We start from the raw sequence: 9,782 nt of genomic DNA, 5'->3' as shown, positions 1-9,782 counted from the left end.
CGTGTGGTGGCTCAGCCACCATCTCGGCGTGTCGTACAGCAAGGCCATGGAGCTGGGGGTCTACCCCTTCCTCGTAGGCGACGTCGTCAAGGCGGCGGTCGCGGCCTGCCTGCTGCCGGCCGCCTGGCGGTTGCTCGGCGCGCGTCGGTCACGATAAGACCGGCGGCAACGCGGGCGTCGTCGTCCCGTCGTCCGCTCAAGCTTTTTGACCGAAAGGCAAAACCGTGTTCGAGTCCGTCTTGGTGGCCAACCGTGGTGAGATCGCCCGGCGGGTGATTCGCACCGTGCAGCGGATGGGCGTGAAGGCCATCGCGGTGCACTCCGACGTCGACGCCGAACTGCCCTTCGTGCAAGAGGCCGACGACGCGGTGCTGCTCGGCGCGGCCGCGCCGTCCGAGAGTTATCTCGACATCGCGAAAGTCATCGAGGCCGCCCAACAGTCCGGCGCGCAGGCGATTCACCCCGGCTACGGGTTCTTGTCCGAGAACGCCGACTTCGCGCGCGCGGTCGGCGACGCGGGTCTGGTCTGGATCGGTCCGTCGCCGGACGCGATCGTCGCGATGGGCGACAAGGTCGCCGCGCGCAACCTGGTCGGGGAGCACGGCGTGCCGATCGCGCCAGGCACCCGCGAACCGGTGACCGACGTCGAGGCGGCCGTGCTCGCCGCGAAAGAGGTCGGTTACCCGCTGATGGTCAAGGCCGCCGGTGGCGGTGGCGGCATCGGCATGAGCATCGCCCACGACGAGGAGCAACTGCGCACGGCGTTCGCCACCGCGCAAAACAGCGCGCAGCGGTTCTTCGCGAACCCGGCGATCCTGCTCGAGCGGTACGTCGCGTCCGCGCGGCACGTCGAGGTGCAGATCTTGGGGCTCACCGACGGGCGGGTCGTCGCGTTGGGTGAGCGCGACTGCTCGGTGCAGCGGCGGCACCAAAAGGTCGCGGAGGAGACGCCCTGCCCGGTGCTGACACCGGAGTTGCGGGAGCGGATGTGCGCGGCGGCGGCGCGCGCCGGTGAGTCGGTGGGGTATCGGGGCGCCGGCACCGTGGAGTTTCTGCTCGACCCGGCCAGCCTGCTCGACGGATCCGGCGGCCAGTTCTACTTCCTTGAGATGAACGCCCGGCTGCAGGTCGAGCACCCGATCACCGAGCTGGTGACCGGCGTCGACCTCGTCGCGGAGCAGCTGCGCGTCGCGGCCGGCGACCCGCCTGGCGACGCGCTCGGCGCGCTGACCGTCGACGGGCACGCCATCGAGCTGCGGGTCTACGCCGAGGATCCGGTGCGCTTTCTGCCCTCGCCGGGGACCATCACCCGGTGGGAGGAGCCGGCCGGCGAGCACGTCCGGGTCGATGCGGGCTACGCCGCCGGTACGACCGTGACGCAGAACTACGACCCGCTGCTCGCCAAGCTGTGCGTCTGGGGCAGCGATCGTGACGAGGCGCTCGCGCGGGCGCGCGAGGCGGTCGCCGAGTTCCACATCGAAGGACCGAAGACGAACCTGCCGTTCTTCGCCCGGCTGCTCTCGGACCCGGCTTTCGCGTCGGGGGACTACGACACCGCCATCATCGACAGGATGCCGAAATGACCGAGTTGCTGTCGGAGCGCGCCGGCCACGTCCTGCGCCTGACGATCAACCGCGAGGAGAAGCGGAACGCGCTCTCCGCGGACGTCATGCGCGGAATGCTCGACGGCGTCACGACCGCCGCCGACGATCCAGACATCCGGGTCGTCCTGATCGCGTCGACCGGCGACCGGGTCTTCTGCTCCGGCGCCGATCTCGCCGTCATGGGCAACGACGCCACGGGCCTGGAGCAGCACGAGGGACGCGGTCTGCTGGCCAGGTTGGTGCTCGCGATGAGGTCATGTCCGGTTCCGATCGTGGCGCGGGTGCAGGGGCTCTGCCTTGCCGGCGGAATCGGGCTGGCCGCCGGTGCCGACGTCGTCCTCGCGCGGGAGAGCGCCGCGTTCGGCATGCCCGAGATCGATCGCGGGCTCTGGCCGTTCATGGTGAGCGCGTTGCTCGCCCGTCACCTCTCGCCCAAGCACGCGATGGACCGGATGCTCGTCGGCGACCGGTTCGACGCCCGAACGGCGTACGAGATGGGCCTGGTCTCGCGGGTGTTCCCCGATGAGAGCTTCGACGCCGACGTCGACGCCTACGTCGCGAAGCTCGCCGCGGCCGCGCCGGTGGCAGTGCGGCTGGGCAAGGCGGCCTGGACGAGCGCGACCGACACGGCGTCGCTTCCCGCCGCGTTGGAGGCCATGCAGGCGCAGCTGTCCCTCCTCACGACGACGAAGGATGCCGTGGAGGGCATCGCGGCGTTCTTCGACAAACGTGCTCCTGAGTGGACCGGCCGCTGAAGATCGTCGTCGGTGTCGCGCTCCTGGTGGCCTTCGTCATGATCGTCGCCGGGGGATACCTCGTCGCACGACGGAAGGCCCGCGACGTGCGTCCTGGCTCGCCCGACCGCGTCACGAGCGACGTCGTGTCCGGGCTGATGACCGAGCTGCGCAAGGCCCAGGCCGAGGCCTCGCACTGGAAGGCCGCAGCGGAGCGGCTGCAGCGGGAGCTCGACGGCCGGCCGTGATCTACCCTCACGCGTGAGTCTCACTAGATCGGAGCAGGCGTGGCAGAGGTGCGGGCGGAGATGGTGGCGAACGTGTGGAAGGTGCTCGTCGCCGCTGGGGATCAGGTCGAGGACGGCGACACGCTGGTCATCCTCGAGTCGATGAAGATGGAGATCCCGGTGCTCGCCGAAGGCGGCGGCAAGGTCGAGCAGCTGCTCGTCAGCGAAGGCCAGGTCGTCCAGGAGGGCGACCTGATCGCCGTGATCGCCTGACGCCGTGCCCAGCCAGCAGGTTCCGCTCGTTCCCAGGGATGGGTCTGTGCGGTCAAGTCGATCGGGAATCACGCCGAAGGAGTTGACGTGGCGGGCTTGATGATCGAGCCGTTCCTCCGCGCGCTCGTCGACTGCGGAGGTTCCGACCTGCACTGCAAGGTGGGCTCGCCGCCCCGGGTGCGCATCGACGGCCGACTTCGCAAGCTCGAGACGCGCGACCTGACGCCGCCCGACACCGAGCAGATGGTGCGCGAGGTGCTGCGTGAGGATCTGATCGACGAGTTCGACCGCACCAACGAAGCCGACTTCGCCTACTCGCTGGCTGACGTCGGCCGGTTCCGGGTCAACGCCTTTCGGTCGCGCGGATCAGCCGGGCTGGTGTTCCGACGCGTGTCGGTCGGCGCCATTCCGTTGCGGGACCTCGGCCTGCCGGCCGTGCTCGAGACGCTCGCTCTGGAACCGCGCGGTCTGGTCCTCGTCACCGGGCCCACCGGCTCGGGCAAGACGACGACGCTGGCCGGGATGATCGACCACATCAACCTCAACCGCGAGGTGCACGTGGTCACGATCGAGGACCCGATCGAGATCGTCCACTTCGACAAGCTCGCGATGATCAACCAGCGCGAGGTCCGGGTCGACACCGACGACTTCCACGTCGCCCTCCGCGCCGCGCTGCGCCAGGACCCCGACGTGATCCTGGTCGGTGAGATGCGTGACCAGGAGACGGTCCGCGCCGCGCTCGCCGCCGCTGAGACCGGTCACTTCGTCATGTCGACGCTGCACACGACCGACGCGCAGGAGACGATCACCCGCGTCGTGGACTTCTTCCCGCCGCACGAGCAGAAGCAGGTCCGGATCTCCCTCGCGAGCGCTCTGCGCGGCATCATCTGCCAGCGCCTCGTACCCCGGGCCGACGGCGAAGGCCGTTGTGTCGCGATGGAGATCTGCATCAATACCGGCCGGGTCGCCGACGCGATCATGGACGCCGACAAGTCTTCGGCCATCCTCGGGCTGATCGCCGACGGCTCCTACTACGGCATGCAGACCTTCGACCAGCACCTGGTGGCGCTGATTCGCGACGGCGTCATCACCCTCGACGCCGCGATGACCGCATCGACGAACCCGCACGACCTCACCGTCGAGCTCCGCCGCGTCGGCCTCGTCGCCTAGCCCGTCGCGGAGCGAGGCGCGGTCATACGCTCGTCGCGTGCCGACGATGGACGAGCTGCTTACGGCTCGTGGTTTCACTGATGCGGCCGATCCGCAGGCGGGCGGCGTCACCGAGACCCTGCACCGGCTGGTCGGCGACTGGCAGCTGCTGGCCGACTTGTCCTTCGCCGACCTGCTGCTGCTCGTGCCGGATGCCGCTGGGGAGCAGTTCGTCGTGGTGGCACAGATGCGTCCCACGACCGGTCCGACGGCCTATCAGGACGACCTGGTCGGCCGGGTCCTCACCGCGGCCGAGCGGCCGCAGCTCGTCGAGGCGCTGCGGGATGGCCGGATCTGCCGGGAGGGCGATCCGGTGTGGACGCGGCTCGGCGCCGTCCGGCAGGAGGCACTTCCGGTGCGCGTCGGGGGGCGGGTGGTGTCGATCGTCGCGCGAGACACCAACCTCGCCGTCACTCGTACGCCGAGCCAGCTCGAGATCGCCTACCTGCGGATCTCCAACGACCTCGCGCAGATGCTCGCCGAAGGCCGGTGGCCCTACCCCGGCGAGACCGGGGCGGAGTGGAGTGGGCCGCGGGTCGGCGACGGGCTGATCCAGCTCGACGCAGCCGGCGGTGTGGTCTTTGCCAGCCCGAACGCGCTGTCCGCCTACCGCCGGCTCGGGCATCTCGGTGACCTGGCCGGCCAGTCGTTGACCGAAGTCACGTTGCCCCTCGCTGATCCCGAGCACGCCCAGACGATCGCCAGCGTGACCGGCGGGCACGCGCCGGCGGGCACCGACATCGAGTCCGCGGACACGGTCGTCCAGCTCCGGGCGTTGCCGCTTCGCCCGGGCGGCGAGCACATCGGCGCGCTCGTGCTCGTCCACGACGTCACCGAGCTGCGGCGACGAGAGCGGGCGCTGATCGGCAAGGACGCGACGATCCGCGAGATCCACCACCGGGTGAAGAACAACCTGCAGACCGTCGCGGCGCTGTTGCGGCTCCAGGCGCGCCGCCTCGCCGCGCCGGAGGCGCGAACCGCGCTGGAGGAGTCGGTGCGGCGGGTGTCCTCGATCGCCGTCGTCCACGAGACCCTGTCCGGCGGCCTCGACGAGGCGATGCTCTTCGACGACGTGGCCGACCAGGTGCTGGCGATGGTCGCCGAGGTGGCGGGCTCCCACGTCGAGGTGACGCGTGAAGGATCCTTCGGAGTGCTGTCGGCTGAGGTCGCCACCCCGCTGGCCATGGTGCTGTCCGAGCTGGTGCAGAACGCCGTGGAGCACGCCTACGGCGAGGATGTCCCCGGGTCGGTGCGCGTGGTCGTGGCGACCGACGGTGCAGGGTTGCGGGTCGAGGTGCTCGACTCGGGTCGGGGACTGCCCGCGGACTTCTCGATCGACGCCTCCGACCGCCTCGGCCTGGCCATCGCCCGGACGTTGGTGGAGAGCGAGCTCGGCGGCAGGCTCACCCTGCAGGCCCGGCCGAGCGGCGGCACTGTGGCGGCCGTGGAGATCAGCGCGAGGAGATGACCCGTCCGGCCGATGACAGCGGCCGGTTGTGGCCCATCCCGACCGTCCCCGTGCCGTCACCCTGGTGCACGATCGAGCGTGCCACGAGCACGATGATCACGATCAGCAGCGCGAGCAACGCCCCCACGACGATGCGGAACCGCCACACCGCCATGCGGTGGTCGGGAGGCGGCAGCGCGACGGTCGGCGGTCGCACGTAGTCCTCGGTCACGCCATCAGGGTAGGCCGCGCCGAGGCGTGCCAGCCCTGGGCCGGCGACCTCGGGCAGCGAGGTCGCTACGCCGTGCGCAGCGCGGTGCGGACGCGGCGACGTCGTACGGCGCGTCGCTCGTCCTCGGACAGGCCGCCCCACACCCCGGCGTCCTGGTCACTCTCGATCGCCCACGTCAGGCACTCGTCGACTGCCTCACAGCGACGGCACACGGCCTTGGCCTGGTCGACCTGCAGCAGGCTCGGCCCGGTCGTGCCGATGGGAAAGAACAGTTCCGGATCTTCGTCACGGCAGGCGGCTCGGTGTCGCCAGTCCATGCGTCTTGTCCCTCCGTCGGGGGCGTCGACCTGGGTTGGCCGACGTCCTTCGTCTTGCCCGTTCCGCGGCTATCGTGCACCTCGGTCCGAGACCACTTTGTGAACGGATTCACGAAGTGGGCCGGAGGCCTGGCCTGGTGAGAAGAACAACCAAGCTTCCGGCACGCTATTGCGCTGCCTCCGGGGTGTCCAGAGGCCTGATCCGAACGCTATGCGCTCGCTCAGTCGCGAGCAAGCGACCTTGGCCGAATCCGGCTCGGAACGGCTGTGGCATAGATCACAGGGGCCGACCGAGCCGCCGATCCGAGGGTCAGGCGACCACGCGAATCGCGTCGCGGACCGAGGTGATGTGCGCTCGTTCGCACATCCCGAGGTAGTCCCCGTCGACCTGCAAGTGCATCGGCGCGTCCGCTCGCAGCACGAAGTCCGTCAGATCCCGCCACACCCGGCGGTGGCGGCCGCGGATGCCGCCGGCCGTGAGCATCCCGCCGGCCGCCCACAGCGTGCCGACCAGCCCCATCTTGTCGAGCGCGATCAGGTCGAGCCCGCCCTCGAAGGAGGTGTCGGGGGTGAGCACGATGGGATGCGAGCGGAAGTAGGTCCACGGCGAGGTGTTGGACGTGATCCCGAGATAGAGGCCCTCGACCGGGTCCTCGCCGGGGACGTCGAGGGTGAGGGAGGGCTGGCGGCGGTCGGCGGCGAAGAACGCGCGCAGCGCGCAGCGGGTGTAGCGGCTCGGCGTCGACGCCTTGCCCTTGGCGCGGGCGTGCTCGACCCGGCGTACGGCGTCGGCGTCCAGCCCGAGGCCCGCGGTGAAGGTGAACCATCGCTCGTTCACCCGGCCGAGCGAGATCGACTGACTGCGCCCGGCGCGCAGCGACTCGAGCAGCTCGCTGGTCGCCTCGACCGGGTCGCGGGAGATCCCCAACGCCCGGCTGAAGACGTTCGTGCTGCCGCCGGGGACCACGGCGAGAGCTGGCACATCCTCGGCGGCTGCGGCGTGCTCGCCGCTGCCGAGCAGACCGTTGACGACCTCGTTGATCGTGCCGTCGCCGCCCAGCACGACCACCAGGTCATGGCCCTGCTCGACAGCCTGTGCGCCGTAGGAGATGGCGTGGCCCCGGTGAGTGGTCTCGGCGAGATCGACCTTGAGATCGCTGCCGAGTGCGCGGATCAGCACGTCGCGCTCCCGGAACGACGTTGCCGTGGCTTTCGGGTTGACCACGAGCAGCGCACGCATCGTCGGAGGATATCGGGTCGGCGTCAGGTGCCGGACTACCCTCGCGGGCGATATGGAACGTCCTCGGTCACTGACTGCCGCGGCGGTGCTGGTGTCGCTTCAGGGCCTGGCCTTCCTCGGTTACGGCATCGTCGAGCTGCTCCGCGCGATCTTCGGCCATCCCCACGACAAGGGGACCGCCGTCCTGCTCGGGGTGACGGTGATCGTGCTCGCGGCAGGCATCTTCGTTGCGGCCGCCGGGCTGCTGCGGATGCGGCGATGGGCCCAGGCGCCGACCTACATCGTGCAGTTCTTCTCGATCATCATCGGCATGGGCCAGATCGCCACGTTGCCGGCGATGATGGTGCCGCTGGTCATCGTCGGTCTGGCGACGCTCGTCACCGTCTCGCTCCAGCCGAGCCGCGACGCGCTGGGTGGCATCTAGATCTCGGTCGGTTCGCGGATCGGTTCGCGCTCAGTCCTCGGCGAGCAGGCCTTCCCGCAGCTGCGCGAGGGTGCGGGTGATCAGTCGTGACACGTGCATCTGCGAGATGCCGAGCTCGGCGGCGATCTGCGACTGTGTCATGTTGGCGAAGAAGCGCAGCAGCAGGATGCGCTTCTCGCGTGGCGGGAGCTGCTCGAGCATGGGCTTGAGCGACTCGCGGTACTCCACACCCTCGAGCGCCTGATCCATGACGCCGAGCGTGTCCGACATCGCTGTCGTCTCGTCGTCCAGATCGGGGGCGTCCAAAGAGATAGCGGAGTAGGCGTTGCTCGACTCCAGGCCTTCCAGGACGTCGTCCTCGGAGATCCCGAGATGGGTGGCGAGCTCGGCCACAGTCGGCGCGCGGCCGTTTCGCTGCGAGAGCTCGCTCGTGGCCTTGGTCAGCGCGAGCTTCATCTCCTGGAGCCGGCGGGGCACCCGGATCGCCCAGCCCTTGTCGCGGAAGTGACGCTTGACCTCGCCGACGATCGTCGGGGTCGCGTATGTCGAGAACTCCACGCCACGTTCGGTGTCGAAGCGGTCGATGGACTTGATCAGGCCGATGGTCGCGACCTGCACCAGGTCGTCGTACGGCTCGCCGCGGTTGCGGAACCTGCGGGCGAGGTACTCGACCAGCGGCAGGTGCATCTCGACCAGCTCGTCGCGCATCGCGCGGCGGGCCGGGTCGTCGTCGGGCAGCGTGTTGAGGGCGTTGAACAGCTCTCGGGCGCGTGCCCGGTCCGGGCGGCTGTCCGACGACTCGGTCGCGGCTGGCTCGGCAGGCAGTGACAACTCCGCCTCGACAACCTGAAGGTCGTCGACCTCGCCGCCTCGCTGCTCAGGCGCGACGGGTTCGGTCGTCATGCCTCGGACCTGCTCCGGTGCTTGCACAGAGTGATCGTTACCCGCTTGTCGGCGTCTGTATCGCTCGTCACCTCGCCGGCCAAGGCTGCGAGCACCGTCCACGCGAAGGTGTCGCGCGGCGGCTCGGCACCGTCGATCGTCAACACGCTCACCGAGACCGTCATGGCGGTGCGATCGAGGGTGAACTCACACGTGATGTCGGCGCCGGGCAGCGCCTGCGGAAGCAGCATCGCCGAGGCCTCGTCCACCGCGATGCGCATGTCCTCGATCTCGTCGATCGTGAAGTCGAGGCGGGCGGCGAGTCCTGCCGTCGCGGTGCGCAGAACCGACAGGTAGGCGCTGGACGCAGGCAAGGTGATCGAGACGACATCATGCGAGACCGCTGTGACGTCTGGTGCCTGCGATGCTTCTGTCACTTCCGCTGCCTTTCTGTGCTCGTTCGGTCGCTTCGGGATTCCAACGTAGACCACTTCATGCGCGGGTACCTCTGTTGTGGCCAATCGCGATCATTACCGTGCCACTCATGCCCAAGGGTCGGCTCGAAGCCTTCAGCGACGGCGTCATCGCGATTCTCATCACGATCATGGTTCTTGATCTTCACGTACCCCACGGCAGTGGCGTGCACGCCTTGCGGCCGGTGGTGCCGGTGCTGCTCACCTACCTGTTGAGCTTCGTGTTCGTCGGCATCTACTGGAACAACCATCACCACATGCTCCAGGCGACGCACCGCATCAACGGCGTGATCCTCTGGGCGAACCTGCATTTGCTGTTCTGGCTGTCGCTGTTCCCGTTCGCGACCGGCTGGATGGGCGAGAACCACTTCCGCCCCACGCCGACCGCGGCGTACGGGGTGGTGTGCCTGGGCGCCGCGATCGCCTACTACCTGCTGCAGACGGCGATCATCCACGAGCAGGGTGAGGGGTCGGCGGTGGCCGCGGCCGTCGGGCGCGACGGCAAGGGCAAGATCTCGCCGGTCTTGTACGTGTTGGCGATCCCGCTCGCCTACCTGTCGCGGTGGGTCTCGGTGGCGCTGTACGTGGTGGTCGCCGCGATCTGGCTCATTCCGGACCGGAGGATAGAGAATCAGGTCGTCGAAAGGGTCAAGCCATGAGGCGCTTGCAGCGACGCACCTTCGTCAAGGCAATGGCGCTCGCCGGAGGGGCTGCTGCGGT

At 69.2% G+C, this 9,782-nt stretch carries 13 protein-coding genes; 8 read left to right on the top strand and 5 right to left on the bottom strand.

Translation table 11 applies throughout. From position 1 onward, the window contains the following. The first annotated feature begins 224 nt into the window (after positions 1-224). The 6 genes from VG899_10010 (at position 225) to VG899_09985 (ending at position 5,515) form a co-directional block, all read left to right on the top strand. A complete protein-coding gene (locus VG899_10010; protein ID HWA66687.1) occupies positions 225-1,583 on the top strand; it encodes a biotin carboxylase N-terminal domain-containing protein in 1,359 nt (452 codons plus the stop codon). Beyond that, on the top strand, positions 1,580-2,359 hold the full coding sequence (locus VG899_10005) for an enoyl-CoA hydratase-related protein (GenBank protein ID HWA66686.1): 780 nt from the start codon (positions 1,580-1,582) through the stop codon (positions 2,357-2,359). Before VG899_10010 ends, VG899_10005 begins: the two co-directional genes overlap by 4 nt. Next, positions 2,344-2,586 carry a hypothetical protein gene (locus tag VG899_10000; protein ID HWA66685.1) on the top strand — a complete coding sequence of 81 codons (243 nt, stop codon included), beginning with the start codon at positions 2,344-2,346 and terminating at the stop codon, positions 2,584-2,586. Before VG899_10005 ends, VG899_10000 begins: the two co-directional genes overlap by 16 nt. Before the next feature lie 39 nt (positions 2,587-2,625). Next, a complete protein-coding gene (locus VG899_09995) occupies positions 2,626-2,838 on the top strand; it encodes a biotin/lipoyl-binding carrier protein (protein HWA66684.1) in 213 nt (70 codons plus the stop codon). 87 nt (positions 2,839-2,925) lie between these two features. Next, the gene (locus VG899_09990; protein HWA66683.1) at positions 2,926-4,008 is read left to right on the top strand and encodes a PilT/PilU family type 4a pilus ATPase; all 1,083 of its coding nucleotides are present in this window, start codon (positions 2,926-2,928) and stop codon (positions 4,006-4,008) included. A 46-nt stretch (positions 4,009-4,054) separates the two neighbouring features. Next, positions 4,055-5,515, top strand: coding sequence for a histidine kinase N-terminal domain-containing protein (locus tag VG899_09985; GenBank protein ID HWA66682.1), 1,461 nt, complete (start codon positions 4,055-4,057; stop codon positions 5,513-5,515). On the opposite strand, the gene VG899_09980 is transcribed toward VG899_09985, so the two are convergent. The 3 genes from VG899_09980 to VG899_09970 form a co-directional block, all read right to left on the bottom strand. Next, on the bottom strand, positions 5,499-5,726 hold the full coding sequence (locus VG899_09980; protein ID HWA66681.1) for a hypothetical protein: 228 nt from the start codon (positions 5,724-5,726) through the stop codon (positions 5,499-5,501). The genes VG899_09985 and VG899_09980 overlap by 17 nt on opposite strands. A gap of 65 nt (positions 5,727-5,791) precedes the next feature. Further along, entirely contained in the window at positions 5,792-6,043 is a 252-nt protein-coding gene (locus VG899_09975; GenBank protein ID HWA66680.1) for a WhiB family transcriptional regulator, read from the bottom strand. Between the two features lie 310 nt (positions 6,044-6,353). Continuing rightward, positions 6,354-7,283, bottom strand: coding sequence for a diacylglycerol kinase family protein (locus VG899_09970; protein ID HWA66679.1), 930 nt, complete (start codon positions 7,281-7,283; stop codon positions 6,354-6,356). 52 nt (positions 7,284-7,335) lie between these two features. Between VG899_09970 and VG899_09965 the strand changes: the two genes are divergently transcribed. Beyond that, complete coding sequence (locus VG899_09965; GenBank protein HWA66678.1) at positions 7,336-7,707, top strand: hypothetical protein; 372 nt, start codon at positions 7,336-7,338, stop codon at positions 7,705-7,707. A gap of 30 nt (positions 7,708-7,737) precedes the next feature. On the opposite strand, the gene VG899_09960 is transcribed toward VG899_09965, so the two are convergent. After that, positions 7,738-8,610, bottom strand: coding sequence for an RNA polymerase sigma factor SigF (locus tag VG899_09960; GenBank protein HWA66677.1), 873 nt, complete (start codon positions 8,608-8,610; stop codon positions 7,738-7,740). Further along, positions 8,607-8,969 (bottom strand): anti-sigma regulatory factor, encoded by a 363-nt coding sequence (locus tag VG899_09955; GenBank protein ID HWA66676.1) that lies wholly within the window; start codon positions 8,967-8,969, stop codon positions 8,607-8,609. The genes VG899_09960 and VG899_09955 overlap by 4 nt, the downstream gene beginning before the upstream one ends. A gap of 164 nt (positions 8,970-9,133) precedes the next feature. Here VG899_09955 and VG899_09950 point away from each other — a divergent pair, with 164 nt between their 5' ends. Beyond that, positions 9,134-9,721, top strand: a complete 588-nt coding sequence (locus VG899_09950) for a TMEM175 family protein (GenBank protein HWA66675.1) — start codon at positions 9,134-9,136, stop codon at positions 9,719-9,721. Positions 9,722-9,782: the final 61 nt, after the last annotated feature.

The organism is Mycobacteriales bacterium (genome assembly GCA_035550055.1).
In the GTDB taxonomy this organism is placed as follows: Bacteria; Actinomycetota; Actinomycetes; order JAFAQI01; family JAFAQI01; genus DASZTV01.
This window is presented reverse-complemented; position numbering and strand designations above follow the sequence as displayed.

Coding starts and splice junctions, on each gene's coding strand:
- VG899_10005 (HWA66686.1), top strand. CDS start 1,580: ATGACCGAGTTGCTGTCGGAGCGCGCCGGCCACGTCCTGCGCCTGACG.
- VG899_09985 (HWA66682.1), top strand. CDS start 4,055: ATGGACGAGCTGCTTACGGCTCGTGGTTTCACTGATGCGGCCGATCCG.
- VG899_09975 (HWA66680.1), bottom strand. CDS start 6,043: ATGGACTGGCGACACCGAGCCGCCTGCCGTGACGAAGATCCGGAACTG.
- VG899_09970 (HWA66679.1), bottom strand. CDS start 7,283: ATGCGTGCGCTGCTCGTGGTCAACCCGAAAGCCACGGCAACGTCGTTC.
- VG899_09965 (HWA66678.1), top strand. CDS start 7,336: ATGGAACGTCCTCGGTCACTGACTGCCGCGGCGGTGCTGGTGTCGCTT.
- VG899_09960 (HWA66677.1), bottom strand. CDS start 8,610: ATGACGACCGAACCCGTCGCGCCTGAGCAGCGAGGCGGCGAGGTCGAC.
- VG899_09950 (HWA66675.1), top strand. CDS start 9,134: ATGCCCAAGGGTCGGCTCGAAGCCTTCAGCGACGGCGTCATCGCGATT.